This window comes from Enterobacter sp. BIDMC 27 (genome assembly GCF_000534415.1).
GTDB lineage: Bacteria > Pseudomonadota > Gammaproteobacteria > Enterobacterales > Enterobacteriaceae > Enterobacter > Enterobacter hormaechei_C.
Map to the genome: position 1 here is coordinate 1,415,783 of NZ_KI973178.1, position 25,506 is coordinate 1,441,288.

Annotated in this window: 29 protein-coding genes and 1 tRNA gene; 21 read left to right on the forward strand and 9 right to left on the reverse strand. The window is 45.3% G+C overall.

Annotated elements, in window-relative coordinates; translation table 11 throughout:
• Positions 1-8 precede the first annotated feature (8 nt).
• From yagF to L463_RS15815, 3 genes are all read left to right on the forward strand, one after another.
• Positions 9-1,976: a xylonate dehydratase YagF gene (gene yagF / locus L463_RS15825; RefSeq protein ID WP_032103158.1), complete on the forward strand. Its 1,968-nt coding sequence runs from the start codon at positions 9-11 to the stop codon at positions 1,974-1,976.
• 226 nt (positions 1,977-2,202) lie between these two features.
• A complete protein-coding gene (locus L463_RS15820; protein WP_032103159.1) occupies positions 2,203-3,585 on the forward strand; it encodes an MFS transporter in 1,383 nt (460 codons plus the stop codon).
• A gap of 11 nt (positions 3,586-3,596) precedes the next feature.
• Positions 3,597-5,207: a glycoside hydrolase family 43 protein gene (locus L463_RS15815; RefSeq protein ID WP_023295829.1), complete on the forward strand. Its 1,611-nt coding sequence runs from the start codon at positions 3,597-3,599 to the stop codon at positions 5,205-5,207.
• 4 nt (positions 5,208-5,211) lie between these two features.
• Here L463_RS15815 and xynR read toward each other — a convergent pair whose 3' ends face one another.
• From xynR to L463_RS24480, 4 genes are all read right to left on the reverse strand, one after another.
• Positions 5,212-5,970, reverse strand: a complete 759-nt coding sequence (gene xynR / locus L463_RS15810; RefSeq protein ID WP_023295830.1) for a DNA-binding transcriptional repressor XynR — start codon at positions 5,968-5,970, stop codon at positions 5,212-5,214.
• Between the two features lie 183 nt (positions 5,971-6,153).
• A complete protein-coding gene (locus tag L463_RS15805; RefSeq protein WP_017383897.1) occupies positions 6,154-6,588 on the reverse strand; it encodes a DUF3828 domain-containing protein in 435 nt (144 codons plus the stop codon).
• 453 nt (positions 6,589-7,041) lie between these two features.
• Complete coding sequence (argF, locus tag L463_RS15800; protein WP_032103161.1) at positions 7,042-8,046, reverse strand: ornithine carbamoyltransferase; 1,005 nt, start codon at positions 8,044-8,046, stop codon at positions 7,042-7,044.
• Positions 8,016-8,111 carry a putative translational regulatory protein ArgL gene (locus tag L463_RS24480; protein WP_213014347.1) on the reverse strand — a complete coding sequence of 32 codons (96 nt, stop codon included), beginning with the start codon at positions 8,109-8,111 and terminating at the stop codon, positions 8,016-8,018. The genes argF and L463_RS24480 overlap by 31 nt, the downstream gene beginning before the upstream one ends.
• 99 nt (positions 8,112-8,210) lie before the next feature.
• On the opposite strand from L463_RS24480, the gene rraB reads away from it, so the two are divergent.
• The 15 genes from rraB to L463_RS23420 all read left to right on the forward strand — a co-directional run bounded on the left by rraB (position 8,211) and on the right by L463_RS23420 (position 20,126).
• Positions 8,211-8,636 (forward strand): ribonuclease E inhibitor RraB, encoded by a 426-nt coding sequence (gene rraB, locus L463_RS15795; RefSeq protein ID WP_017694625.1) that lies wholly within the window; start codon positions 8,211-8,213, stop codon positions 8,634-8,636.
• A 46-nt stretch (positions 8,637-8,682) separates the two neighbouring features.
• A complete protein-coding gene (gene miaE / locus L463_RS15790; RefSeq protein ID WP_032103164.1) occupies positions 8,683-9,441 on the forward strand; it encodes a tRNA isopentenyl-2-thiomethyl-A-37 hydroxylase MiaE in 759 nt (252 codons plus the stop codon).
• Positions 9,442-9,471: 30 nt separating this feature from the next.
• Positions 9,472-10,194 carry a hypothetical protein gene (locus L463_RS15785; RefSeq protein ID WP_032103165.1) on the forward strand — a complete coding sequence of 241 codons (723 nt, stop codon included), beginning with the start codon at positions 9,472-9,474 and terminating at the stop codon, positions 10,192-10,194.
• Between the two features lie 105 nt (positions 10,195-10,299).
• A tRNA-Leu gene (locus L463_RS15780) sits at positions 10,300-10,384 on the forward strand.
• Positions 10,385-10,573: 189 nt separating this feature from the next.
• Positions 10,574-11,824, forward strand: coding sequence for a tyrosine-type recombinase/integrase (locus L463_RS15775; RefSeq protein WP_023316351.1), 1,251 nt, complete (start codon positions 10,574-10,576; stop codon positions 11,822-11,824).
• Between the two features lie 111 nt (positions 11,825-11,935).
• Positions 11,936-12,745 carry a DUF6387 family protein gene (locus L463_RS15770; RefSeq protein ID WP_023316352.1) on the forward strand — a complete coding sequence of 270 codons (810 nt, stop codon included), beginning with the start codon at positions 11,936-11,938 and terminating at the stop codon, positions 12,743-12,745.
• A gap of 166 nt (positions 12,746-12,911) precedes the next feature.
• Positions 12,912-13,118 (forward strand): helix-turn-helix transcriptional regulator, encoded by a 207-nt coding sequence (locus tag L463_RS15765; RefSeq protein WP_023316353.1) that lies wholly within the window; start codon positions 12,912-12,914, stop codon positions 13,116-13,118.
• A gap of 20 nt (positions 13,119-13,138) precedes the next feature.
• Positions 13,139-13,438, forward strand: coding sequence for a hypothetical protein (locus L463_RS24555; RefSeq protein ID WP_023316354.1), 300 nt, complete (start codon positions 13,139-13,141; stop codon positions 13,436-13,438).
• 295 nt (positions 13,439-13,733) lie between these two features.
• Positions 13,734-14,936, forward strand: coding sequence for a tyrosine-type recombinase/integrase (locus tag L463_RS15755; RefSeq protein ID WP_023316355.1), 1,203 nt, complete (start codon positions 13,734-13,736; stop codon positions 14,934-14,936).
• Positions 14,929-16,233 carry a tyrosine-type recombinase/integrase gene (locus L463_RS15750; protein WP_023316356.1) on the forward strand — a complete coding sequence of 435 codons (1,305 nt, stop codon included), beginning with the start codon at positions 14,929-14,931 and terminating at the stop codon, positions 16,231-16,233. Before L463_RS15755 ends, L463_RS15750 begins: the two co-directional genes overlap by 8 nt.
• Entirely contained in the window at positions 16,230-18,104 is a 1,875-nt protein-coding gene (locus tag L463_RS15745; protein WP_023316357.1) for a hypothetical protein, read from the forward strand. Before L463_RS15750 ends, L463_RS15745 begins: the two co-directional genes overlap by 4 nt.
• A gap of 14 nt (positions 18,105-18,118) precedes the next feature.
• The gene (locus tag L463_RS15740) at positions 18,119-18,505 is read left to right on the forward strand and encodes a hypothetical protein (protein WP_001062149.1); all 387 of its coding nucleotides are present in this window, start codon (positions 18,119-18,121) and stop codon (positions 18,503-18,505) included.
• Positions 18,506-18,600: 95 nt separating this feature from the next.
• Positions 18,601-19,029, forward strand: a complete 429-nt coding sequence (locus L463_RS15735; protein WP_023316358.1) for a hypothetical protein — start codon at positions 18,601-18,603, stop codon at positions 19,027-19,029.
• A 90-nt stretch (positions 19,030-19,119) separates the two neighbouring features.
• Positions 19,120-19,821 carry an ankyrin repeat domain-containing protein gene (locus L463_RS15730; protein ID WP_001549554.1) on the forward strand — a complete coding sequence of 234 codons (702 nt, stop codon included), beginning with the start codon at positions 19,120-19,122 and terminating at the stop codon, positions 19,819-19,821.
• 74 nt (positions 19,822-19,895) lie between these two features.
• Entirely contained in the window at positions 19,896-20,126 is a 231-nt protein-coding gene (locus L463_RS23420; protein WP_001549553.1) for a hypothetical protein, read from the forward strand.
• 54 nt (positions 20,127-20,180) lie between these two features.
• On the opposite strand, the gene L463_RS0122635 is transcribed toward L463_RS23420, so the two are convergent.
• From L463_RS0122635 to L463_RS15715, 4 genes are all read right to left on the reverse strand, one after another.
• Positions 20,181-20,498: a hypothetical protein gene (locus L463_RS0122635; protein ID WP_001549552.1), complete on the reverse strand. Its 318-nt coding sequence runs from the start codon at positions 20,496-20,498 to the stop codon at positions 20,181-20,183.
• Positions 20,499-20,517: 19 nt separating this feature from the next.
• The gene (locus tag L463_RS15725; RefSeq protein WP_001549551.1) at positions 20,518-20,904 is read right to left on the reverse strand and encodes a hypothetical protein; all 387 of its coding nucleotides are present in this window, start codon (positions 20,902-20,904) and stop codon (positions 20,518-20,520) included.
• A gap of 530 nt (positions 20,905-21,434) precedes the next feature.
• Positions 21,435-22,592, reverse strand: coding sequence for a relaxase/mobilization nuclease domain-containing protein (locus L463_RS15720; protein WP_032673109.1), 1,158 nt, complete (start codon positions 22,590-22,592; stop codon positions 21,435-21,437).
• Positions 22,561-22,974 carry a hypothetical protein gene (locus L463_RS15715; protein WP_023316361.1) on the reverse strand — a complete coding sequence of 138 codons (414 nt, stop codon included), beginning with the start codon at positions 22,972-22,974 and terminating at the stop codon, positions 22,561-22,563. The genes L463_RS15720 and L463_RS15715 overlap by 32 nt, the downstream gene beginning before the upstream one ends.
• 200 nt (positions 22,975-23,174) lie before the next feature.
• On the opposite strand from L463_RS15715, the gene L463_RS15710 reads away from it, so the two are divergent.
• From L463_RS15710 to L463_RS15700, 3 genes are all read left to right on the forward strand, one after another.
• A complete protein-coding gene (locus L463_RS15710; protein WP_000931689.1) occupies positions 23,175-23,693 on the forward strand; it encodes a hypothetical protein in 519 nt (172 codons plus the stop codon).
• Between the two features lie 9 nt (positions 23,694-23,702).
• Positions 23,703-24,596 (forward strand): Kiwa anti-phage protein KwaB-like domain-containing protein, encoded by an 894-nt coding sequence (locus L463_RS15705; protein ID WP_001676873.1) that lies wholly within the window; start codon positions 23,703-23,705, stop codon positions 24,594-24,596.
• 152 nt (positions 24,597-24,748) lie between these two features.
• On the forward strand, positions 24,749-24,994 hold the full coding sequence (locus tag L463_RS15700; protein WP_023316363.1) for a hypothetical protein: 246 nt from the start codon (positions 24,749-24,751) through the stop codon (positions 24,992-24,994).
• Here L463_RS15700 and L463_RS15695 read toward each other — a convergent pair.
• A complete protein-coding gene (locus tag L463_RS15695; protein WP_023316364.1) occupies positions 24,983-25,438 on the reverse strand; it encodes a hypothetical protein in 456 nt (151 codons plus the stop codon). The genes L463_RS15700 and L463_RS15695 overlap by 12 nt on opposite strands.
• Positions 25,439-25,506 lie beyond the last annotated feature (68 nt).

Genomic DNA, 25,506 nt, shown 5'->3' on the forward strand with positions numbered 1-25,506 from the left:
CGATAACGATGACCATTGAGAAAATTTTCACCCCACAGGACGATGCGTTTTATGCGGTGATCACCCACGCGGCGGGGCCGCAGGGCACGCTGCCGCTGACCCCGCAGATGCTGATGGAATCCCCCAGCGGCAACCTGTTCGGTATGACGCAGAACGCCGGGATGGGCTGGGATGCCAACAAGCTCACCGGCAAAGAGGTGCTGATCATCGGCACCCAGGGCGGCATCCGCGCCGGAGACGGACGCCCGGTCGCGCTGGGCTACCACACCGGGCACTGGGAGATCGGCATGCAGATGCAGGCGGCGGCGAAGGAGATCACCCGCAACGGCGGGATCCCTTTCGCCGCCTTCGTCAGCGATCCGTGCGACGGTCGCTCGCAGGGCACGCACGGCATGTTCGACTCCCTGCCGTACCGCAACGACGCGGCGATCGTGTTTCGCCGTCTGATTCGTTCCCTGCCGACGCGTCGGGCGGTGATCGGCGTGGCGACCTGCGATAAAGGGCTGCCCGCCACCATGATTGCGCTGGCTTCCATGCACGATCTGCCGACCATTCTGGTGCCGGGCGGGGCGACGCTGCCGCCCACCGTGGGGGAAGACGCGGGCAAGGTGCAGACCATCGGCGCGCGCTTCGCCAACCATGAGCTCTCCTTGCAGGAGGCCGCCGAGCTGGGCTGTCGCGCCTGCGCCTCGCCGGGCGGCGGGTGTCAGTTCCTCGGCACGGCGGGCACCTCGCAGGTGGTGGCGGAAGCGCTGGGTCTGGCGCTGCCGCACTCCGCGCTGGCGCCGTCCGGGCAGGCGGTGTGGCTGGAGATCGCCCGCCAGTCGGCGCGCGCGGTCAGTGAACTGGATAACCGCGGCATCACCACGCGCGATATCCTCACCGACAAAGCCATCGAAAACGCGATGGTGATCCACGCGGCGTTCGGCGGCTCCACTAATTTACTGCTGCACATTCCGGCCATCGCCCACGCGGCGGGCTGCACGATCCCGGACGTTGAACACTGGACGCGCGTCAACCGCAGGGTGCCTCGCCTGGTAAGCGTGCTGCCCAACGGCCCGGACTATCACCCGACCGTGCGCGCCTTCCTCGCGGGCGGCGTGCCGGAGGTGATGCTCCACCTGCGCGATCTCGGCCTGCTGCATCTGGACGCCATGACCGTCACCGGCCAGACGGTGGGCGAGAACCTCGACTGGTGGCAGACGTCCGAGCGCCGTAAGCGCTTCCGCCAGTGCCTGCGCGAGCAGGACGGCGTGGAGCCGGATGACGTGATCCTGCCGCCGGAGAAGGCAAAAGCGAAAGGGCTGACCTCGACGGTCTGCTTCCCGACGGGCAACATCGCGCCGGAAGGATCGGTGATCAAGGCCACGGCGATCGACCCGTCGGTGGTGGGCGAAGATGGCGTTTACCGCCACACTGGCCGGGTACGGGTGTTTGTCTCGGAAGCGCAGGCCATCAAGGCCATAAAGCGGGAAGAGATTGCGCAGGGCGATATCATGGTGGTGATCGGCGGCGGGCCGTCCGGCACCGGTATGGAAGAGACCTACCAGCTTACCTCCGCGCTGAAGCATATCTCGTGGGGCAAGACGGTGTCGTTAATCACCGATGCGCGCTTCTCGGGCGTGTCGACGGGGGCCTGCTTCGGCCACGTATCGCCGGAGGCGCTGGCGGGAGGGCCGATTGGTAAGCTGCGCGATAACGACATCATTGAGATTGCCGTGGACCGCCTGACTCTGACCGGTAGCGTGAACTTCATCGGTACCGCGGACAACCCACTTACGCCGGAAGAGGGGGCGCGCGAGCTGGCGCGGCGGCAGACGCACCCGGACCTGCACGCTCACGACTTTTTGCCGGACGATACCCGGCTGTGGGCGGCATTACAGTCCGTGAGCGGCGGCGCCTGGAAAGGCTGTATTTATGACACCGATAAAATCATTGAGGTAATTAACGCCGGTAAAAAAGCACTCGGCCTTTAATTTTTTTTTGAGAGAAAGTCGTCTGCGGAAAATATTCCGCGGACGTTTTCTGCTTGTCTTTAATTTTCTAATTTAAACAATGACTTGTGATATATCGTTGGCGTCACAAAAGCGAAATAACGTAATTCAGAAATAAGATATGACCATTGCTGGTTAATTGAGCAGCTCATTACACTCCAGTAACACAATGTTGTAATTCAGCACACTACATAAGGGTGTAATTCTGATGACGCAATTAACCATGAAAGACAAAATTGGCTACGGGCTGGGTGATACCGCCTGCGGCTTCGTCTGGCAGGCCACGATGTTCCTGCTGGCCTATTTCTACACCGACGTGTTCGGTCTCTCCGCGGGCATAATGGGGACGCTGTTTTTAGTTTCCCGCGTGCTCGACGCCGTGACCGATCCGCTGATGGGGCTGCTGGTAGACCGCACCCGCACCCGCTACGGCCAGTTCCGCCCGTTCCTGCTGTGGGGCGCCATCCCGTTCGGCATCGTCTGCATGCTGACCTTCTACACGCCGGACTTCTCCGCGCAGGGCAAAATCATCTATGCCTGCGTGACCTATATTCTGCTGACTCTGGTCTACACCTTCGTTAACGTCCCTTACTGCGCCATGCCGGGGGTGATCACCGCCGACCCGAAAGAGCGTCATGCCCTTCAGTCCTGGCGTTTCTTCCTCGCCGCCGCGGGGTCGCTCGCCATCAGCGGCATCGCGTTGCCGCTGGTCAGCATCATCGGCAAAGGGAACGAGCAGGTGGGCTATTTCGGCGCCATGTGCGTGCTGGGTCTGAGCGGCGTGGTCCTGCTTTATGTCTGCTTCTTCACCACCAAAGAGCGCTACACCTTTGAGGTGCAGCCGGGCTCGTCGGTGGCGAAAGATCTTAAGCTGCTGCTGGGCAACAGCCAGTGGCGGATCATGTGCGCGTTCAAGATGATGGCGACCTGCTCCAACGTGGTGCGCGGCGGGGCGACGCTCTACTTCGTGAAATACGTGATGGATCACCCGGAGATGGCGACGCAGTTTTTACTCTACGGCAGCCTCGCCACCATGTTCGGCTCGCTCTGCTCGTCTCGTCTGCTGGGCCGCTTCGACCGCGTCACCGCCTTTAAATGGATCATCGTCGCCTACTCGCTGATCAGCCTGCTGATTTTCGTCACCCCGGCGGAGCACATCGCGCTCATTTTTGCCCTCAACATCCTGTTCCTGTTCGTCTTTAACACTACCACGCCGCTACAGTGGCTGATGGCCTCTGACGTGGTGGATTACGAGGAGAGCCGCAGCGGTCGCCGCCTCGACGGGCTGGTGTTCTCCACCTACCTGTTCAGCCTGAAGATTGGCCTGGCGATTGGCGGGGCGGTGGTGGGCTGGATCCTGGCGTACGTGAACTACTCCGCCAGCAGCAGCGTGCAGCCGGTCGAGGTGCTCACCACCATCAAAATTCTGTTCTGCGTGGTGCCCGTGGTGCTCTATGCGGGCATGTTCATCATGCTGTCGTTTTATAAGCTCACCGACGCCCACGTGGAGGCCATCAGCCAGCAGCTGATCAAGCACCGCGCGGCGCAGGGCGAGGCCATTCCCGACGCCGCGACAGCCGCATCCCATTAACCGGAGGCAACATGGAAATCACTAACCCGATACTCACCGGCTTCAACCCGGACCCGTCCCTGTGCCGCCAGGGCGAGGACTACTACATCGCCACCTCGACCTTCGAGTGGTTCCCGGGCGTGCGCATCTATCACTCCCGCGACCTGAAAAACTGGTCGCTGGTCAGCACGCCGCTGGACCGTGTGTCGATGCTGGACATGAAGGGCAACCCGGACTCCGGCGGTATCTGGGCGCCGTGCCTGAGCTACGCCGACGGCAAATTCTGGCTGCTCTATACCGACGTGAAGATTGTCGATTCGCCGTGGAAAAATGGCCGCAACTTCCTCGTCACCGCGCCGTCCATTGAGGGGCCATGGAGCGAGCCGATCCCGATGGGCAACGGCGGGTTCGATCCGTCCCTGTTCCACGACGACGATGGCCGCAAATACTACCTCTACCGCCCGTGGGGGCCGCGCCATCACAGCAACCCGCACAACACCATCGTGATGCAGGAGTTTGACCCGCAGACCGGCACCCTCTCGCCCGAGCGCAAAACGCTGTTTACCGGCACGCCGCTCTGCTACACCGAAGGGGCGCATCTTTATCGGCACGCGGGATGGTACTACCTGATGGTTGCCGAAGGCGGCACCAGCTACGAGCACGCCGTCGTGGTGCTGCGTGCAAAAACCATCGACGGGCCGTACGAGCTTCACCCGGACGTGACGATGATGACCAGCTGGCACCTGCCGGAGAACCCGCTGCAAAAGAGCGGCCACGGCTCGCTGCTGCAAACCCACACCGGGGAGTGGTATATGGCCTACCTTACCAGCCGCCCGCTGCGCCTGCCCGGCGTGCCGCTGCTGGCCTCCGGCGGACGCGGCTACTGTCCGCTGGGTCGCGAGACCGGCGTCGCCCGCATTGAATGGCGCGATGGCTGGCCGTACGTGGAGGGCGGTAAGCACGCGCAGCTGACCGTGAAAGGCCCGCAGGTGGCGGAGCAGCCTGGCGCCGCTCAGGGTAGCTGGCGGGATGATTTCGACGGCAGCACGCTTGACCCTGAATTGCAGACTCTGCGCATTCCGTTCGACGACACCCTCGGCTCGCTCACCGCGCGCCCCGGCTATTTACGGTTGTACGGCAACGACTCGCTCAACTCGACCTTTACCCAGTCGACCGTGGCGCGCCGCTGGCAGCACTTCATCTTCCGGGCCGAGACGCGGATGCAGTTCTCGCCGGTTCACTTCCAGCAGAGCGCGGGGCTGACCTGCTACTACAACAGCAAAAACTGGAGCTACTGCTTTGTGGACTACGAGGAGGGGCAGGGCAGAACGATTAAGGTTATTCAGCTCGACCACAACGTGCCGTCGTGGCCGCTGCACGAGCAGCCCATTCCCGTGCCGGAGAGTGCGGAGAGCGTCTGGCTAAGGGTGGATGTGGATGCGCTGGTCTACCGCTACAGCTACTCGTTCGACGGCGAGACGTGGCACACCGTGCCGGTGACGTATGAGGCGTGGAAGCTGTCGGACGACTATATCGGCGGGCGCGGCTTCTTCACCGGCGCGTTTGTGGGACTGCACTGCGAGGACATCAGCGGCGACGGCTGCCACGCTGACTTCGACTACTTCACCTACGAGCCGGTCTGACGGCTCAGGCCGGGTAGCCCAGCGCGCGTGAGAGCTGGAGCCCGGCCTGCTGAAGCTGCTCGCGGAAATCAGCCAGCTCGGCGTCGTCCACGCGCGAGGTCAAGGTCGACAGGCTCAGGGCGGCAATCACGCGGGATTCGTGATTCCACACCGGCACCGCCACGCAGCGCACGCCCTGCTCGTTCTCTTCGCTATCCAGGGCATAGCCCTGCTCGCGGGTCTGCGCCAGGGCACTCATTAGTGCTTCACGAGAGGCGAGGGTGGAAGGCGTAAAGGTAGTGTACTGATAGCCCTCCAGCAGGGCGTTCAGCTCGGGCTCGCCCAGCCAGGCAATCAACACCTTGCCGATGGCGGTGGCGTGAACCGGCAGGCGGCGGCCGATGCGCGAATAGGCGATGGCGGCCAGCTTGCCTTCAATCTTCTCGATATAGACCCCTTCACGCCCGTCCAGGATCCCCAGATGGGTGGTCTGCCCGGTTCGCCGGGACAGCTCCGTCAGCCAGCCTTTCGCCTTCTGCCGAATATCCATCGAGCCCACGACAAAATGACCGCGCTCGACCAGCTTCATGCCGAGGCGATACTTACCGTTCTCCGGGTTCTGATCGATATAGCCGTGAAGCTGGAGGGTTTTCAGCAGCGAGTGGAGGGTACTCTTGCTCAGCCCCATCAGTTTGCTGATGTCGGTGATCTTAAGCTCGGTGGCCTGCTCGTTGAACAGGTCGAGGATCTGCAACGCACGTTCAACAGACTGAATAATCGGCATAATGCTGGTATGTCCACGCTGGAATTAAGGCGAAAACGTACCTTTTTCGGGGTGAAAAATCAATGAAATGGAGCCGGTTTGCCCGGCGGCGCTTCGCTTGCACGGGCCTACGGGACTTGTAGGCCGGGTAAGCGCAGCGCCACCCGGCAACAAAGGCGGCTACATTATTGTTAGCGGGGGACATCAATTATTATCCCGAGCGGCGACAGACTGGATTTTCCAGATCCCATCTTCTTTCACCATGCAATCAATGACGGTGTGCTGGGTCTTTTTGCCAAACGTGATATTCACGTTTACACAGACCGGGTCTGAATCATACGAATCAATAGCCACATTCTCAGCCCAGTCCTCGCCGATATACTGCGATTTCATAAAAAAATCCGCCTCGTAAAATTCAGCGTCGGCATAACGGGGATCGTCTGCATGACGTAATTTTTTCATGGTGCTGGCCGTAACGAACTTATCGATTTCATTTCCCTGTTGGATGGGATAACGATCGTTGTTCACTTGTTTAATGTACCAGCGATTGAATTCAAGAGCGCGCTGCATCGGTATCTGAAAATCTTCGGCCCCCAATGCTGCTGTGCTGAATAACACGATTAAGATGAGCTTATTCATATTAATAATGCCTGTATAAGGTTATTGCTGGCTGAAGTTGGCGATAGGTTGGCCCCTTCGATTTTAAGCCCTCCGGCTCGAATGGCGGCGGCGATTGCTCGAGCGCAATAGTGTCCAGTATGGGTTAGTGCGTGGCTACGGGCGTATGACACAGCTTCATGTTTATTCCATGACATAAAAAATCCTTATTAATGAAATGCAGCAATAAGGAAATATTATGCCGATAATATACGGTGTTTTGTAATTGATAATGACCTGATATTAACCATTATCTACTCAGTAAATAATGGTTAATAAAATCATAAATACCTATTATGGTTAATGCGTATCTGAGAAAGCGTCAGTAAAATGAATTTTTCTGCCTGACGATAACGCTGTTGTCGTTTTTAGGTTTTTCTCCCTCTCCCCGTGGGAGAGGGCCGGGGTGAGGGCACCAGCGCTCAGAGGACCCAATCACTCCCCAAGCGTCGCCACCATCACCGCCTTAATCGTATGCATCCGGTTTTCCGCCTGGTCAAACACGATGCTCGCCGCCGACTCAAACACCTCGTCCGTTACCTCCATCCCGCCGTGCAGATCGAACTCCTTCGCCATCTGCTTGCCGAGCGTGGTCTGGTCGTCGTGGAACGCCGGCAAACAGTGCAGGAGCTTCACGTCCGGGTTGCCGGTCAGCGCCATCATCTGCGCGTTTACCTGATACCCACGCAGCAGCGCAATTCGCTCCGCCCACTTCTCTTTGGCTTCGCCCATCGACACCCACACGTCGGTATAGATAAAGTCCGCGCCCTTCACGCCCGCCGCCACGTCTTCCGTCAGGGTGATCTTGCCGCCGTGCTTCTGGGCCAGCGCGCTGCACTCTGCCACCAGGCTCTCTTCCGGCCAGCAGGCTTTCGGGGCCACCAGACGCAGATCCAGCCCGGTCAGCGCCGCCGCTTCCAGCATCGAGTTGCCCATGTTATTGCGCGCGTCGCCCGCGTAAACCAGCGTCATCTCATTAAACGCCTTGCCCGGCAGGTGCTCCTGCATGGTCAGCAGGTCCGCCAGCAGCTGCGTCGGGTGGAACTCGTTGGTCAGCCCGTTCCACACCGGCACGCCAGCATACTGCGCCAGCGTCTCGACGACTTCCTGGCCGTGGCCGCGGTACTGAATGCCGTCGTACATCCGCCCGAGCACCCGTGCGGTATCCTTAATTGACTCTTTATGCCCAATCTGGCTGCCGCTCGGCCCTAAATAGGTAACGCGCGCGCCCTGGTCAAATGCGGCAACTTCGAAAGAGCAACGTGTACGGGTCGAGTCTTTTTCGAAGATGAGCGCGATGTTTTTGCCAGTAAGCTTTTGTACTTCCTTGCCCTTTTTTTTATCGGCTTTGAGCTGTGCGGCAAGGGTCAGCAGAGAAGTGAACTGTGCAGGGGTAAAGTCGAGCAATTTCAGAAAGTGTTTCTTGTACAGATCAGACATTTTATCCTCACATGGCGAACGCCACTTATTGAATTAAAATTCACTTTATATGTGTAATTATTCATTTGCAACCCCGTTTCACAAATCTTTCCAACAAAGGTGGAGGCAAACCCGTCCGTGTGTGAAAATAGAAGTATCTGCCGCACTTTAAAGAGGATTGAGCCATGGCAAACCCGGAATTACTGGAAGAGCAACGCGAAGAGACGCGTCTGATTATTGAAGAACTGCTGGAAGACGGTAGCGATCCGGACGCGCTGTACACCATCGAGCACCATTTCTCTGCGGACGACTTTGAAGCGCTGGAAAAAATGGCCGTGGAAGCCTTCAAGCTGGGTTACGAAGTGACCGAGCCGGAAGAGCTGGAAGTGGAAGAGGGCGACACCGTCATCTGCTGCGACATCCTGAGCGAAGGCGCGCTGAAGGCGGAGCTGATCGACGCGCAGGTAGAACAGCTGATGAACCTGGCCGAGAAGTTTGAAGTGGAATACGACGGCTGGGGAACCTACTTCGAAGATCCGAACGGTGAAGACGGCGAAGAAGGCGACGACGAAGATTACGTCGACGAAGACGACGACGGCGTGCGTCACTAAGCGTTTCAGGCGGTGGCGCGTGCCACCGCTTTTTCAAGGCAGAACCATGGATTACCCGCAGATACTCGCCCCCGTACTTAACTTCCTCCAGTGCCCGACCCCGCAAGCATGGATTGATAAAGCCCGCGACCCGGCGAACCTGCCGCTGCTGCTCACCGACCACATGGTGTGCGAGCTCAAGGCCGCCCAGACCGCGCTGCTGCTGGTGCGTAAATACGTCGCCGACGAAAGTGGTGCCGACGCGCTGCTCGACTGGCTCAAACCTTACGAACAGTTCACCTTTCGCGACGGCCCGGAGCCGGACTTCATCGCCCTGCACAAGCAGATTGGCAAAAGCGTGATGCCCAAAACCGACGACCCGTGGGGCCAGGCGCTCATCGACAGCATGGTGCTGCTGATTAAAGAGGAGCTGCACCATTTCTGGCAGGTGCGTGAGGCGATGCTGGCCCGTGATATTCCGTATGTCAAAATCACCGCCAGCCGCTACGCCAAAGGGATGCTGAAGGAAGTGCGCACCCACGAACCGCTGACGCTGATCGACAAGCTCATCTGCGGCGCCTACATCGAAGCCCGTTCCTGCGAACGCTTCGCCGCGCTGGCCCCGTTCCTCGACGATGACTTACAGAAGTTCTATCTCTCGCTGCTGCGCTCGGAAGCGCGCCATTATCAGGACTACCTGACGCTTGCCCGGCAGGTGAGCGACGACGATATCTCACCGCGCATACAGCTTTTTGGCGAAATTGAAGCCACACTTATCTCGACACCGGACCACGAGTTTCGCTTCCATAGCGGCGTGCCGGTGTAAACCGGCACAACTCAAGGATAAGGATGCGAGATGAAAAAAACGTGGATCAGTACGGTCGTTGTTATTGTCGCGGTCGCCGCCGTGGCGTTCTGGGTGTTCTTTGACAGGCAACGCGCTCCGGAAGCGCAGATTGATACCACCCTCAACGCGATGCCTGCCTGGCAGGTGATTAAGGAGCAGGAGCCCGCGCTGCATCAGCGCATCCTCGACCAGATGGCAGCCCTGCAAAAAGCGGGCGAGCCGGAGCAGCAGATTATCGACACCATCCAGCCGCAGATCCTGCACTTGCAGATGTCGCGCCTGCAAAACGCCCCGGACGCCAACGTGGTGAACTACATGACCATCAACATGGAGCAGACCGCCGCCATCCAGAAGGTGAGCGACGACGCCTGCTTCCGCTTCCTCTACCCGACGGTGAAGGGAGGCGTGAATCCGATGCGCATGCTGGATAAAGACCTGATGACGCGGCGCATGCAGGCCGACGCCGACATGATGCGTGCGGCCTACGGCAAAAAACGCCACACCGTGACGCAGGCCGAACGTGAGGCGGCTGTCGAGGATGTCCGGCCGGTTATGAAGGCGCTTGCCGATAAGTACGGCGAGGACATCCAGCTGTTGCAGATGCCGGAGAAGGCGGTGGGCAAGGAGAAGCTCTCCTGCGATATGGTGCAGGAAATGTGGGCGAAGGTGCTGGCGCTGCCGGAGCAGAAGGCGGCGGGGGTGATTCGTCTTGCAGTGTCTGAGCTGGAGTAACCAGGGCGCTGGTTTTTTGGGCACTTAGCGCGGGTTTAGCGCGTCGTCGCTTGCATGGCGGCGCGCGACAGGTATAATCCACAACGTTTCCGCATCCCCTTCAGTGCCGAAGTGGCGAAATCGGTAGACGCAGTTGATTCAAAATCAACCGTAGAAATACGTGCCGGTTCGAGTCCGGCCTTCGGCACCATACAAAGCTTTTTTCAAGTCTACTAACGTCTACTTTAGTCCATAAAAACAGTAAGTTAAGCAGGTTTCTGGCTTTTCTTAGTCTGTCCACGTCTACTCAATTCCTTGAACATATACCAACTGATGATGGTATAACTGATGGTATTCCCGGTTCGATTGATTTTGGTACCAACACTGGAGGTATCAACTGATGGCTCTCACCGATATCAAAGTTAGGACTACCAAGCCCTCCGACAAACCCTTCAAACTCACCGATGGGCAGGGTATGCACCTGCTAATCAATCCCAATGGTTCAAAATACTGGCGACTCCAATACCGTTTCGATGGCAAACAGAAAGTTTTAGCATTGGGTGTTTATCCAATGGTCTCTCTTGGTGAAGCTCGCAGGAAGCGAGATGAAGCCAAAAAGTTGGTATCTGATGGTATCGATCCTTCCGAGAAGAAAAAAGCAGACAAAATCGAGCAGAGCGAAGCCCTGACATTCGAAGCTGTTGCAAGAGATTGGCATACTGCCTGTAAAAGGAAATGGTCAGAATCTCATAGTGAAAGGGTTTTAAAGAGCCTTGAAGATAACCTTTTCTCTTCCATAGGAAAGAGAAAAATAGCCGAGCTTAAAACCAAAGATCTTCTCGTTCCAGTCAAAATTGTTGAGACTTCTGGACGACTAGAAGTAGCTGCTCGTTTGCAACAACGAACCACAGCAATAATGCGATATGCTGTCCAGAACGGGCTGATAGATTACAACCCTGCCCAGGAGATGGCAGGAGCTATTGCTGTAGCTAAAAGAGTCCACAGGCCAGCCTTGCCATTCGAACGATTCTCAGAACTTTTAGAACGAATTGATAGTTTCAAGGGTAGAAAACTCACGAAGTTAGCCGTAAAGCTGACATTGCTCATTTTCATTCGTTCCAGTGAACTCAGATTTGCAAGATGGTCGGAAATCGATTTCGAGAATGCTATGTGGACTATTCCCGCTGAACGAGAACCATTACCAGGAGTGAAACATTCGCACCGTGGTTCGAAAATGCGAACTCCACACCTTGTTCCTTTGAGTTGTCAGGCATTGGCTGTGTTGACGGAAATTAAAGAGATCAGCGGTGATCATGAACTCGTGTTCATTGGCGACCATAATTTCAGAAAGCCTATGAGTGAAAATACGGTAAACAAGGCTTTGAGGTCTATGGGCTATGACACAACCGTGGAGGTCTGTGGACATGGATTCAGGGCTATGGCTTGTAGTGCCTTGATTGAATCCGGCTTGTGGTCGAAAGATGCTGTTGAACGGCAAATGAGCCATCAGGAGCGGAACTCAGTTCGTGCTGCCTACATACATAAAGCAGAGCACCTTGATGAGAGAAAGCTTATGTTGCAGTGGTGGGCCGATTACCTTGACCTCCTTAGAATACGACAAGTTTCACCATTTGATTTTAAAAAGACTTAACTATGAATAAGTAGTTAATTAATCGTTCTCCCTTATCAACCTTGTTAAGGGAGAAGTAATTCAAATAAGCAGTGTTAACTCATTCAAGCTTTGAATACAGTGGAGGGATTAATGAAAGTAGTAAGCCCTTATGAAGAATTAAAAAGCTGGTTTAGTCTCGAAAACTATGAGCAGTTAAAATCACTTACAATCAAAGAACTGCATACAGAGCTTGCCTTTAGAGAAGCGATTTTCGACAGTGTAAATTTTGGTTGGGAAGATGATAATCAAAATTTAAGGTCTATCCTTGAAGGTAATCCTATTTTAAGCATACAAGATAATAATCATGGTCATTTTGGCAAGGGCCAAAGACATGTTGCGCAGGTTAGCTTTGGTGATATAAAAAAATTAGAGAACAAGTTAATAATGTTTAGCATGGATTTTTTTGAAGAAAATGGCGATTTCAAAAAAGAGTTGAAAAAGAAACCAATAACAAAAACTATGAGAGACTTTTTTCTTAACCAAAATAGCAGCAAAATATATGTTTCATTTGATTTAGGAATGTCCAGCGATGAAGAAATTATAACAGCCTTACAAACGATGCTACCCATTCTCAGGAAAGAATATGAAATTGAGCCAGTAAAAACAGAAAAAATTGGACTGGCAAAGATAAGAAAACTTGTCGATTACAATATTATCCCAATGATGGATCTATTGATTTGGGCAAAATTTAAAAAAGTAAAAATCTCAAATATGGTCTTGTCTCGTGTCTTGTATCCCGACTTTACAAGTGAGATCAGAGGAGAAGATCACATTAAAGATACAGACAGGCCTGTTGCAGAGAAGTCATTGAATGGAGAAACAACCCGTAGTCTCGAATACTTTATCAGCAAAAACAGCCATCTCCTCAACATACCGATTTCTGAACTCGGCTCTTTCTAGTTGTAAATCATCATGTTAATTGTCAAGGGGAGGGCGTAAATATTTTCCTTCCCCGGAATTTCCTTTCATTCTTCCCTCATCTAACTTTTCAGTTATCAGCATTCCCTTCATAGATACAAATCTGTGTGGCTAATATCTTCGTAACGGAAGCGGAGGAGACAGCCAAATGACTACAACTAATCAAAGCTTAATTCGTTTACCAGAAGTCTTGAAACGAACTGGTTTCGGCAAAGCCTGGATCTATCGTCTGATCAAAGATGGTAAGTTTCCTGCCCCTGTCAAAATTGGAACTCGTGCCGTAGCTTTCGTCGAAAGTGAGATAGATGCCTGGATTCAGTCTGTTATCGAAACAAGTCGAAATAATGTTGCTTAATTGATTTGGGGAGACATTTTATGAATATCGAAGAATTTGTGAATGAAGATAACCATATGTGCAATTTATGCGGAGATCTTTTTTACAAGATCTTTGACCCAGAAGTGATTTACGACTTACCCAATAACGAGTTTAATAAACAAATCATTTACTGGCTCAGTCAGTACCTTGTAGGAAATTTGAGAGAACCCTTAGACTCGATCTCTGAGCTTAATGCTTCCAAACAGATATATGTTTACGAGACTTGGTTCTCGCTAATTAAATGTCCTGATGAAACGAAACTCCTAGCGAAGCAGATAATTTTATATCTATTGGACTAAGAGCTTTTTATGAAAATGTAAAGTTTGGCTCCATATTTTGGCTTAAAACCTTACAGAATAACTTACATTATTTTTATGACCGTTTATTTGTAAGGCAGTGAGATAGTTTTCGAAGTATTAGGTGTACATAATAATAACTAGATCTACCAGATGATAATTTGACAGGAATAATCGTCTATCTCACTGTTTTAATTTAACTAAATGGCTTAATTGATTCAAATAAATTTGTAAATCTACGAAATGCTTATTATTAATATATTGGAATTATACTTTTTGTAAAGTTTAGGAGGAAAATATGCGTAGTATTTGTGTGGATTCTTTTATGTTCGAAAATGGTGAGAGATATTGTCATATTGTAAATAAAAATACTGGTGAACCATTGTATTATCCTAACTTGTATATAACAACACAGGTCAGGAATCGGTCAGAGTCTATATCAACAATGAAGGTTATTGCCGGTAGCATTTCATTGTTATATCGATTCTTTATGAGGAAAGAGATCAATATTGATGAAAGAATTCAGAAAAATATATTTCTGGCTCCTCATGAAATTGAAGATTTGATTGAATTCACTTCATTCAATTTCCGAGATGGCGAGGATGATAACTTTAGGAGTTCAAATGTCAAAAAACCAACTAAGTACTTTCGGATTACAACCATAGCTAACTATCTGGAATGGCTGTGCAAAATACATCTTTCTCATACAGGACAGAAGGATACTCTCAAATATATTTTAGATTTCATTAACAACATAAAAAGAAAGAAACCGAGAAACAATGATAAATATAATATGGATATAGAAAAAAGCTTAGATAAAGAACAATTGGATTCTTTGTTTAGCACTCTTGCACCGGGTAGTAAATTAAATCCTTTTTCAGAAAAAGTGCAAAAAAGAAACAATCTAATATTCTTGCTATTATACTGCTTTGGCCTGAGAGCAGGTGAACTTTTGAATCTGCGAATTGGTGATATAGATTTTGCAGAATCGACAATTGCAATAAGAAGAAGAGCAAATGATAAAACAGATCCGCGAGTGTATCAGCCATTAGTTAAAACTTGTGAGAGGAAATTAATTGCTGATACAAAGCTCATGTTTGAAATTTTAGATTATATTATGAATGATCGAAGAAAGATAAAAAATTCTAACAAACATGACTTCCTGTTTATTACTTATAAGGAAGGAAAAACTCAAGGGCAACCTATTTCATTTTCTTCATATCACAAAGTGGTGAGTGTTGTTCGTCAATCCTCCTCACTTCTAGGGGGATTGACAGGCCACAAACTCAGACATACATGGAATTATGAGTTTTCGAAAGCAATAGACAAGAATCAGGACATATCCGATGAAAAAGAGCAACAAATCCGTTCTTATCTCATGGGATGGCGACCGGGTTCAGAAACTTCAATAATTTATAATCGCAGGCATATTTTTGAGCTATCGAAAAAAACTGCACTTGAGCAACAAGAGCAACTATTCAAAGGAGAATTTGATGAATAATTTAATTAAATACAACTCGGATAAAATGTCTTTGCATGAACATAAAATCGTCAGTTCGATTGAAAATAACGGAATCAATCTTACAAACTTAATATTTGCTATGAACGAAAATTTGGTTTGTGGGTTTGTATATACAGTACAATATTATTTTAATAGCAACAGCTATTTGTATGTGAAAAATATTGTTAGAAATATGGAGAGTCTTATCCGTAAACTATCTCCTACTCATATTGATGATAAGGTTCTAATTGAATATCAAAATAAGAAATTATCAAAAGCCCCAGCATCATTTCGCGTTTTACGACCATTTTTGATTAAATGGTTTGAGTTAGGATATCCGGGAATAGATGAAAGTGCTGTAGAACTGTTAAAGCATTTGGACCTAAAAATAAAAAAATCTGGTCAGTCTGTGCTTCAAGATGATCCAACAGAGGGACCATTAAATAAAGAAGAACATACTTCTTTGATTAAGGCTATGAATCATGCATATAGAAAAGGTGAACTGTCACTGCCACATTATGCAATATCACTATTGATCAGTCTTACAGGTAGAAGACCTCAGCAGTTAGTTATGTTGAAATATAAAGACCTTCTTCAAAAGAACTTAGATAATGGCAAAGTAGAATATGTAATTTCAGTGCCACGAGTAAAACAACGGGGTAAAGAACTACGATATCGAGAACTTGCAATAATATCAGAGGTTGCATCAATTGTTCAATTGCAAGCTAATCAATCAGTGAAACTCGTTGAGCAAGCTCTTGGAAAAACTCTTGATGATTATTCTAAACGAGAAGTTCCTATTTTCTTAAATGAGGAAAAACTCTCAGATTTATCCATAACAGGTTCAATTCTTCTGGAATATAATAAATTATATGCGAAGCCTATAATTGCTAATGTAGCATTGAAAGGTATTGTTAATAATGGGAATATAATATCCAACCGTACCGGTTCGATACTAAATATTACGCCTCGTAGGCTTCGTTATACAATAGCAACTATGCTGGCTAAGAATGGGCATAATGTTAATACTATAGCTGAGTTATTGGATCATTCCTCTACTTCAAGTGCGGGTATTTATATTAAAAATCATGCTGACAGTGTTGAAAGGATTGATTCCGCTGTTTCAGAACAATTGTCATTTGTCGCTGATATTTTTATGAACGGAATCAAATCGAAAAAGAGTTGTCATTTCAAATTTTTTTCTTCAAGTAGATGCCAGAGTCAGAATTCAGGATTCCCTTGCAATCAATGTATATTTTTTATTCCGATTGATCGCAGTGAGGTGAATCAACTATGAATAATATTATTTTGTTCAAATCAAAAAAACATATTCTTGTAGAAGAAAATTATAATGAGTTCATAAAATTTTGTCGCTATCAACTGTCCGGACTAACCCAAACTCAGGATTGGGAGCAGTATGCCTGGAAAGGATATGTCACATTTAGAAAAATAGGGATTGGAAATAAAATCTTTGATTCCATTGATGCAATGCACGAAGATTATATCAATTTTGCGAAAGCATATATCAGATATCAACACACATTGAAACCATTAAAAAATTATGGGGTTATTATGATGGCCTTGCGATGTCTCGAACAGGCCCTTTTGCAGGTTCAGAACACTGGTCTCATTTATAATGTTACAGCCGTTGTTTTCGATGAGGCAATGCAGATCGGGAGTAAATATTTTGAAGGTAACGTTTTGGCTAAATGTGGAATACAGCTTGAAAAAATATCAAAGTTTCTGTGTGAACATAATCTTGTGAAGTCAGGATATATCTCATGGAAAAACCATGTAAAACAGAAAGTCAAAAACAATTATCTTCCTGAGATTGAGGATTATCACCGAAGCGATAAGTTACCAGATGAAGAAGCATTGCTCGCTATTGCTGATATTTTTTCTCAAAATGATGAGTTACTGAGTCCAAGGGATAAGTTCACCAGTTCAGTATTTGCACTTCTACTTTGTTGTCCGAGCAGAATTTCTGAAATTTTAGCCTTACCTGCTGATTGTGAGATTACACAAATAGATGGCAAGGGTATCGAAAGATATGGTTTGAGATTTTATTCGGTAAAAGGGTATGGCCCTAATATCAAATGGATTCCACGGGTTATGATACCAGTTGCAAAGAAAGCGATTAGAAGATTACTTTCCTTATCACAAAATGCAAGAGCACTTGCTCACTGGTGCGAAAAGTACCCGGATAAATTTTACCGACATGAGCTTTGCCCAACAGTTGATGAAAAAGCTAAATTGACCGTTGTACAAGTTTGCCATGCACTGGGGTATAATTTATTTGATCATAAATCATGTGTTTTAAAAATTAAAAGAACGAGTTTGGATGGTGGGAAAAGTTTCTTAAACCACAATGATTACAACTATTCGTTGAGTAATTTGTGGGAAATTATTAGTTCTAATTTTAGCAGGGATTTTCCATGGTATGATAAAGAAAAATCCATAAAATTTAGTAATGCTTTATGCTTGCTCAATACTGATCAATTTTCTTTATCAAGAATGACTTCAATTTTCACATTTTACAAACCTACTAAAAGTTTCTTTTTCAGTGACATACAAAGAAAAAAAAGCTATGAGATGAATTATAAAAATATATTTTCCCGATATGGGTATTATGATGATGAAGGTAAACCACTACTTATTCGCTCACACCAGCCACGGCACCTTTTAAACACAATAGCCCATTATGGTGAAATGTCTGAACTGGATATAGCTAAATGGTCTGGTCGTATCAATGCGAATCAGAACAGAGTTTATAACCATGTGTCAGAAGAAGATATGTTAGATAAAATCAAAGCTATTAAATTGAATAGGAGTAATTACTGTCAAAGGGAGTCAATACCCACAAATGAATTGACAATTGATTTTGATAACCTTAATCAAGGTGCAATACACTTAACTGAATTTGGTTACTGTGTACATAACTATTTAATCAAGCCTTGTACAAAAATTAATCATCTTATTGAATGTGATAATGAAACACCGGACATTAACTCAGTAGATAGAATTAGACTGCAATCTGTCCGAGAGAAAGTAATGCAATTAAAGAGAATAACTCAGATCGCTTATGAAAATGGTGATTATGGTGCAGACAAATGGTTGCAACACCATGAAAAAAATTTGGAAAGAATTAATAAGCTTTTGAATAATTAAAACAGGAGATACTTATGGCAAAACATTTGAACAGGAGTGAAATAAAAGCAATTAAACACATTATACTGACTTGGGACGGTAAAATCACATGGAGTGATTTATGTGAATCAGTGTATAAGAATCTAAACAGAACTATCACAAGGCAATCTTTAAGTGCTCATGATGAAGTTGTTGAAGCATATAGAATAAAGAAAAGTTTGTCCAATTTGAAAAAATCTGGTCTAAAGAAACCAGCTAACTTAACTATTGCGGCACAACAAATAATAAACCTTAAAGCCGAAAACGAAATGTTGAAAAAACAGAACAATAGATACAAAGAGCAATTTAGCTATTGGCAGTATAATGCTTACAGACATGGTCTCACTATGGAACAATTGAATAGACCATTTAATAAAAAATAATAGTTGATAGGTTACACCTATTGACAAGTTAAATAAATGAGATAAATATAAACATATGGTCAGGAAGACTATTTCATTATGCAAGGATGCATTTTATGGACAAAAACATCATCAATCCAGAGTTTACTCTAGAAGAGCAACTTATCATTATTGTCGATAAGTATATCTCAAAAAGATACCAGCCAGGCGATAAAAGTTTCTCATACCAGCTATATCTGCTTTTTGTTGGCTATCATTTAAAGTATTTCTACCCAAGACAGCTATACATTCGCTCTAATCGTAACATAGACAACATTATGACGATGTTCAGTTCTGTATACAAATGCCTTACAAGTACTTTGTTGCAGCGATTGAACAATAAGGAGGCTGTTATCAGAGAGCTAAACTCTCTCGTGAACTATATTGACAACAATCAAGAAAAAGCAGAAGAAATCTATACAATTTTTAAAGCTCAGTATGAAATGAGAGTTATAGAGAAAGAAATTACTCACGAAGTTGTAAAAGTTAGAAATTTGCGGCTTTAATTATTATAAATATAAATCTGTAATTTATTTGAATATTATCTTTTTTCGCGCTAAATAAAAGAAAACGATAATATTTTTGCAGGATTAATTATGATAAGAACAGAATGGTTAGAGTTAGAGCCAGAGGTTTTACCACTTTCTACACATAGGGGGATGCTTGACCAGACTCTTTTATTTGAAGCTACAAGCGTTGATGAAGTGAACTGGTTGATTAAAAATGGTGTTGATATCAACCACCGAAATTTCGTTGGTAAAACCGCACTGTGGAAATCGGGTTATTATGATTATGAAATTGAAATAATAGATCGATTGTTTGAAGCAGGTATTAATCCAGATCTTTTAAATTTTGAAGGTGAGCATGTTTTATCGGGAATGGGTTATTTTGGACATCCTGAAATATTTATGAAGCACAGGGGCAAAATAAAGTCTACTGACATTCATATCAGGGATATACATTTATCCCACATTGATAAAATGAAACGAGGTATTGAAATACTTCTGGGAAATGGCTTTCAGGTGCATTATCCCCGCTATATGAATATTGAGGACATTACTCTCTGGGATGAAGAGCAGGCATGGTATCGAACAGAGCAAGAGAATATTAACATGAAAATATACTATATGAAAAAACGAAATGATTACATCAAATTTTTAGAGTATCTGGACAAACAAAAAAGAGCTATAAGATTAGTTAGTGTCAGAGCGAATAGCAAGGACATTACTCTCTTTGATATTAAGGAAATGATTGAAAGACTTCGATTAATGAAACCAGAATTGTATATTGTTAAGTAATCTAATTTTTGTTTGATTTTCCCAACGGATAGCATCATACTTATAGCTCATTTGGTTTATAAGAGAACAACCTCATGGCTTATGGAAAAAATCCCTTCTCAAAATCACCACTCCCAACAGGTGATTTTAAAACCTCTCAAAAAAGACTTACCGCAGAGATAAAAGAAGTCGAAGGTAAAAAAGTCATTTTTATCTACTATGAAGGGACTAATGATGTTTATGATGGTCCAGAAGCGACTCAATACACTACACTTGAAGATGCACAAGGTTTCTGTAACAATTATAATAAACAGCTAAATATTTAATGAATATTCAAATAAAAGCCCCTACTATTAGGGGCTTTAAAGCAATATGGCTTTCTATTGTTGTATTTCTTTCCAGATACCATCAGCTTTCACAAGCTTAACAGGCTTTGTCTGTTTCATATTGCTAATCGAGGCATCGACAATGCAGTTATAAACATTGTTTGCTTCTTCTGTGCAACTTACTTTCTTCACATAATCGATTCTTAAAAGATCTTTTTCGGGAATACTTGAGTTCAGAGCTTTCATACTTGCATTTGACCTGTCTACAACACTTTTAAAAACATTAAATATATCTTTTTCAGAAGGTTCTGAATTACAGGCTGTTAATAGAAAAGTAGAAAGGATAACTGCGAGAATTGAGTATGTTTTCATTTTCTTGTCCAGGAAACGATTAATTAAGAATGCCAGATTTTGTATTGTTATTATCAGTAGAGAATGTCCATTTGCTTACGGTTTCTCCATTGAAGTCGATTTCGAGAGTTTTAGACTGAGTCTGGGAACCGCCAGTTAGCAAACCAACAACAGGGATAAAAGTCGAGGCATTGAACTGATTGTTATACATGAAATATCTCCATTGCTCGTTGCCATCGTCAAGAGTCGTTCTGGTATCAGGCTCACCAAGTTGAGCAACTAGCTCTGCCTTAGTTGTTTTGTTTTTAATTATTTTTGATTGTAGACTCTGTGCCGTTTCATTTTTGATTTTTTGGTTGCCGGATGTAGAACAGCCAGAAATTGAAAATATTGCAATAAAAAATGATGTAACAATAAATTTATTCATTTTATCTTCCTTATTATATTTGGACAGGGTTAGCTTTTATGTGTGAAAACGGCTCTGTGTGCAAATTTCTTACGTAAAAAAAATCTTAAAGAAATTGCTGACGCAAAATAGATAACGACAGTTAATATAAAATTTTGACTGATAGCGAATATAAGAAAAGCAATCGCTAACAGCACAATTCCTATTAGTAAAGCTAACCAGGCTGAAAGGGCTCCATATCTAATAGTTGAATGACAGCCAGTGCAGACACGGACACCAAACGGACTCTCCTGAAAGCAGAACGGGCACTTAATTGTTTCGTTTTTCATAGCAACCCCAGGGTGGAAGATTTACTGCTGTTTGTAGGGATTCTCGATGACCGACTCGCTTTAGTAAAATTGCTTGTACCGATCGATGATTGTTACTTGATAGTTATTGTCTATCATAGCTAGATTATCGATCTGTAATAACGATCAATATTTTCTTGACTAAACACAAATTTATTACTAAGCAATTGAGTTAGGTTACGAAAGGTGTTTACAACTAGCTGTCTATAAACGAATTTTTCTTGTAGGTTTCAGATGATGTGTTGAATAGACTTCTGAGAAGTTTGTAGGAACCTTGTGGAGGATGCTCTTTCCATATTTTCTGAGAAGCTCTATGAGCCGTTGTAAAAAGGGAATCCAGCCGGTGAGCCTGAGATGCTTTTGCTGTTTGGCTGCATTCTTTTGAAGGATCTTTTCTACGATTTCGTTCCGTTTGTCTTCTCTGAGCCGTAGTTCCAGTTCTGCAATTTTTTTACCGATACTTTCCTTTCTCTCAGCGGTTTTCAAAACTATTGCAGGAGCAGGAGCAGGAGCAGGAGCAGGAGCAGGAGCAGGAGCAGGAGCAGGAGCAGGGATAGCCTTCTTGGTCGCTCGTATAGCTTCTAAGTGGTCAGGATTGTAGTTAAGTTGCTTTTGAAGATTAGCCCAAGAGTAACCCTTACCTAACTGCGAAGCCTTGAAAGCTATATCGCGGTAAGAGAATGAGAACCCGTTCATTTTCCCGGTTGAAGCGACATTCGCCGTCCAGCCGACTTCTGCTTCTTCCAGTCGTTTTGTGAAAGTTAGAAGGTCCGGCTTATCAGATAAACTTTTATCAAGTATCTGTTGGAGAGCTTCTTTGGGGGAGGGAAGGCCAGTCCGTTCTGAAAGCATCTGTTCATTGCGGGAAACCTTTCTTCGCTTCGGTTGCTTTGGTGCTGTCATGGTCACTGTCAGGTTATGAGTGATTTCAAGTTCACTGATGATCCGCGTGCTTATAAGATTTTCGTTCCTACCTAAGTAGAGCTTCCCACTGGCTATGTCGATTCTGCTGGCGATAATGTGTATATGCTGGCCCTCGTCGTCATGTAAGACATAGCAACGGAGATGGGTATCACTGAATCCCATTCGTTTCATATAGTCATCTGCGATACTAGACCACTGTTCATTCGTTAGTGATTCACCGTTGGGTAAGCGAAGCGAGTTGTGCCAAACTGATTTTGCGACATCCTGGCGAAGATGCTTGGTGCTATCGAATTCAGCGATCAGTTCAAGGGCTGAATCACCTAACATGTTCCCGCCAATGATGATGGGATCACTTTTATGATGTGCTCCCGGTTTCAATGCATATTGAACGACACCAGCGAAGCTCTTACCCCTTTTGATCTTCTGCATACCCTTCATCGGATTTGCTCCATATGTCAGCATTTAGCAGGTGCTGGCGAAGCTCTACAATTTGTCTTCTGACTGCAAACAATTCTGTATTCGTAAGCTTGCTGTCTTTGCTCTTACCATCGATATGGATCGCAATTCGATTTAGCTTTTGCGATATGTCTGACAACATTTTCCAAGCTTCAACATTTACTAACGGGATGTCGGTTGGGGTGTGATTTAAAAAGGTTAATCTTAACCACTCCCCTTTTTTATGCTTGCCCCTTCTGTTGTTTAAAAGCTCTAGCTCTGCCTGATTCAAACGGACACTGATACAATAATGGCGTAACAACCTTAGATTTTTATCTTTCCTAAATCGATCACGATGCTGATCGTCATGTTTAGATTTTTCCATAGCATTTCCTTATGCAAAAAATGGTGAATCTGGTTAACTTATTGATTATGATGATAAAATACATCTACCAAATGAATTGTGTTTGTCAATCTGAACTTTATAATATGTATTGAGTTCGATGAAATTTAGCACTAAAGCTGATCGCTATGACCACGGACTTCATGTATACTGGTTTTTTATACAGTTATGGTGGGTGGTGTATGCTTAATGGATTTGCTCGCTATGCTTTGACTGCTAGTTCGGTTGCCCCAGTTTGCCTGACATTGGCATTCTTAGCTTATATTAATGATAATTATAAGATTCTTGTTTCCTCAATTCTTTTGGCTGTCGTAAGTGTGGTTTTTTGTGTCTTTATAATCAAGCAAGCACAAAAATATAATCCGGTCACATTGAAAAACTTAGAATCGGCATCTCCGGCAGATAAGGAAATAACCAACTATTTCTTGACTTACTTATTTCCACTTATATCTGGGCCGACCACTTTTATGGATTGGCGATTAGCCCTGTTTTTTTATTTAAGTCTTTTCTTCTACATAAAGCACTCGTCTTCGTATAGTTTCAATCCAATTTTGTCTATCATATTTGGATTCAAGTTTTATGAAGCCGAAGATGACACTGGGGTGAGTTTTGTTCTTTTGTCAACAAAACCTCTTACCAATGCGAAGATCAAAGGTTTGAGGGTAAAGAAGCTTACTGAACATACCTATATGATTGTATAAGGATATTATATGGAACTTTTTGCGATTACAGACAGCGAAATACCGACTAGAATAATTAAGATTGACATAGATGCTCCCGCACAAACGGTAGTAGAAAATCTATTTAGAACTCAGAGGAGTGAGTTTATAAATGAAGATATCGAAGAAATAGAGTTTTGTGCATCTTATAATGTTCAGGATGGTGAGATATTTTCCATCAATCCATTTGATGACGAAATAGGCATTATTAATGCAATCGAACGGCCTGATGCTGTTCCAGTTTGGGACCCCGATGATGTGTCAGTTCATTATTTCAAAGCGTTATTTACGGGTGAGCCAGCTTCGAATGGTAATCCTACTCAAGTTTGGCTTCAATGTTTCGATAGACGACAAATAATTAATAATGAAAAATCCTTTTTCCAAGTAGTAACTCAGCCTGGAAATAGATTCTCAGTGTCCACTCGTCCTGGTTTTTCGCTTAGTGATCGATTAACTGCTATTCTTGTGGGTGATAAATTATTGTTCAAGAGTTTCTTTATGCTCCGGCGATTTTTTAACATGGAAGAGTATTTTAATGAAGCTACTAGAGAGGATTTAGATAACTTTATCGGTAATGATATATTTCATGTGGAAAATGCTGAAGATTTTATGATGTTTGCAGATTCTGCAATTAAAAAGAAAGTATCTTTGATAATAAGTTCTGGAATACTCAACGATCAGCCTATTGAAAATCTAATTGAGTGTGCCCAGAAGATTGGATATCAATTAGGTATTACTAATGTGAATGGTGATAATAAAATCACTATGCCAAACTCTAAAAGAGAAGTGAAGCAACTATTATATTTCCTTGATCAGGGCTACTTCAATTCAATAATCACAAATGAGTTAATGTTGACGAATTCGAAGCGACCAATAAGAATTTGAGATTTTGCTTCCCTTTACTAATCGAAGAGCAAGTAAAGCAAGACTACTCAGCTTCGCTGAGTTAGCTCTTGCTTTTATAAGTATATTGAATTGACAATCCATAATTTAGTGTATATGTATATCTATATGGTTAAAATATATAAGGAAACAAAATGGATAAAGTTAATTTAAACTCAGATGATTATTTTTTTTCAATGGGTAAAGTTATTAGCATTAAATCAGAATTAAAAATCAGAAGCTTAAATGGAAATGTGATGAGTTTTTCTTATGGAAAAAATTTATATGCATATATAGTCGATATTGGAGTAGGAGAAGATGTTTGTTTTTGGTATGAAGAAAAGGAGGGATGCACTAAGGTGATTAAAGAAATCACCAGAGCACAGAACCTACACGGATAACTTTTTAATAATATTAGGCTTTTCTATACTTTTAGAGAGTATATCTCGTTCTATTCTAAGTGGTAGATAATTTTTTAAAAGTAGTAAGTTTTTTTCATCGATATTAGAATGTGACACAATCCCAATATCCTCAATTTTATTATCTATAAATTTAATCTCAACTTTGCTCAGATATACCCATTTACCGGTATATTCAATAGCGATAATGCTTTTTATGGAGAGTTTTTTTGGTATAAATTTGGATTTAGTAGACACTACTTTTGGAAATATTTTTGTAGGGGATTTGTCTAAATGCAAATTACAGAAATTTTGAGCCTCGTCAAATGATAGAAATGCATTTAAAATTTCATGGCTACCTGTTCTAAAAACTATATATATGGGATCTTTTCCGTATATATTTTTTAAGCCAAAAACAGACATAATCATTAATGAAGATCCACTCATTTTTTCTCTCCTTATTCTCATGTGGCTATTCTAGGGCAACAAAACATTGATATCAATCAATAAAATGT

Coding starts and splice junctions, on each gene's coding strand:
- yagF (WP_032103158.1), top strand. CDS start 9: ATGACCATTGAGAAAATTTTCACCCCACAGGACGATGCGTTTTATGCG.
- L463_RS15820 (WP_032103159.1), top strand. CDS start 2,203: ATGACGCAATTAACCATGAAAGACAAAATTGGCTACGGGCTGGGTGAT.
- L463_RS15815 (WP_023295829.1), top strand. CDS start 3,597: ATGGAAATCACTAACCCGATACTCACCGGCTTCAACCCGGACCCGTCC.
- xynR (WP_023295830.1), bottom strand. CDS start 5,970: ATGCCGATTATTCAGTCTGTTGAACGTGCGTTGCAGATCCTCGACCTG.
- L463_RS15805 (WP_017383897.1), bottom strand. CDS start 6,588: ATGAATAAGCTCATCTTAATCGTGTTATTCAGCACAGCAGCATTGGGG.
- argF (WP_032103161.1), bottom strand. CDS start 8,046: ATGTCTGATCTGTACAAGAAACACTTTCTGAAATTGCTCGACTTTACC.
- L463_RS24480 (WP_213014347.1), bottom strand. CDS start 8,111: ATGAATAATTACACATATAAAGTGAATTTTAATTCAATAAGTGGCGTT.
- rraB (WP_017694625.1), top strand. CDS start 8,211: ATGGCAAACCCGGAATTACTGGAAGAGCAACGCGAAGAGACGCGTCTG.
- miaE (WP_032103164.1), top strand. CDS start 8,683: ATGGATTACCCGCAGATACTCGCCCCCGTACTTAACTTCCTCCAGTGC.
- L463_RS15785 (WP_032103165.1), top strand. CDS start 9,472: ATGAAAAAAACGTGGATCAGTACGGTCGTTGTTATTGTCGCGGTCGCC.
- L463_RS15775 (WP_023316351.1), top strand. CDS start 10,574: ATGGCTCTCACCGATATCAAAGTTAGGACTACCAAGCCCTCCGACAAA.
- L463_RS15770 (WP_023316352.1), top strand. CDS start 11,936: ATGAAAGTAGTAAGCCCTTATGAAGAATTAAAAAGCTGGTTTAGTCTC.
- L463_RS15765 (WP_023316353.1), top strand. CDS start 12,912: ATGACTACAACTAATCAAAGCTTAATTCGTTTACCAGAAGTCTTGAAA.
- L463_RS24555 (WP_023316354.1), top strand. CDS start 13,139: ATGAATATCGAAGAATTTGTGAATGAAGATAACCATATGTGCAATTTA.
- L463_RS15755 (WP_023316355.1), top strand. CDS start 13,734: ATGCGTAGTATTTGTGTGGATTCTTTTATGTTCGAAAATGGTGAGAGA.
- L463_RS15750 (WP_023316356.1), top strand. CDS start 14,929: ATGAATAATTTAATTAAATACAACTCGGATAAAATGTCTTTGCATGAA.
- L463_RS15745 (WP_023316357.1), top strand. CDS start 16,230: ATGAATAATATTATTTTGTTCAAATCAAAAAAACATATTCTTGTAGAA.
- L463_RS15740 (WP_001062149.1), top strand. CDS start 18,119: ATGGCAAAACATTTGAACAGGAGTGAAATAAAAGCAATTAAACACATT.
- L463_RS15735 (WP_023316358.1), top strand. CDS start 18,601: ATGGACAAAAACATCATCAATCCAGAGTTTACTCTAGAAGAGCAACTT.
- L463_RS15730 (WP_001549554.1), top strand. CDS start 19,120: ATGATAAGAACAGAATGGTTAGAGTTAGAGCCAGAGGTTTTACCACTT.
- L463_RS23420 (WP_001549553.1), top strand. CDS start 19,896: ATGGCTTATGGAAAAAATCCCTTCTCAAAATCACCACTCCCAACAGGT.
- L463_RS0122635 (WP_001549552.1), bottom strand. CDS start 20,498: ATGAAAACATACTCAATTCTCGCAGTTATCCTTTCTACTTTTCTATTA.
- L463_RS15725 (WP_001549551.1), bottom strand. CDS start 20,904: ATGAATAAATTTATTGTTACATCATTTTTTATTGCAATATTTTCAATT.
- L463_RS15720 (WP_032673109.1), bottom strand. CDS start 22,592: ATGAAGGGTATGCAGAAGATCAAAAGGGGTAAGAGCTTCGCTGGTGTC.
- L463_RS15715 (WP_023316361.1), bottom strand. CDS start 22,974: ATGGAAAAATCTAAACATGACGATCAGCATCGTGATCGATTTAGGAAA.
- L463_RS15710 (WP_000931689.1), top strand. CDS start 23,175: ATGCTTAATGGATTTGCTCGCTATGCTTTGACTGCTAGTTCGGTTGCC.
- L463_RS15705 (WP_001676873.1), top strand. CDS start 23,703: ATGGAACTTTTTGCGATTACAGACAGCGAAATACCGACTAGAATAATT.
- L463_RS15700 (WP_023316363.1), top strand. CDS start 24,749: ATGGATAAAGTTAATTTAAACTCAGATGATTATTTTTTTTCAATGGGT.
- L463_RS15695 (WP_023316364.1), bottom strand. CDS start 25,438: ATGAGTGGATCTTCATTAATGATTATGTCTGTTTTTGGCTTAAAAAAT.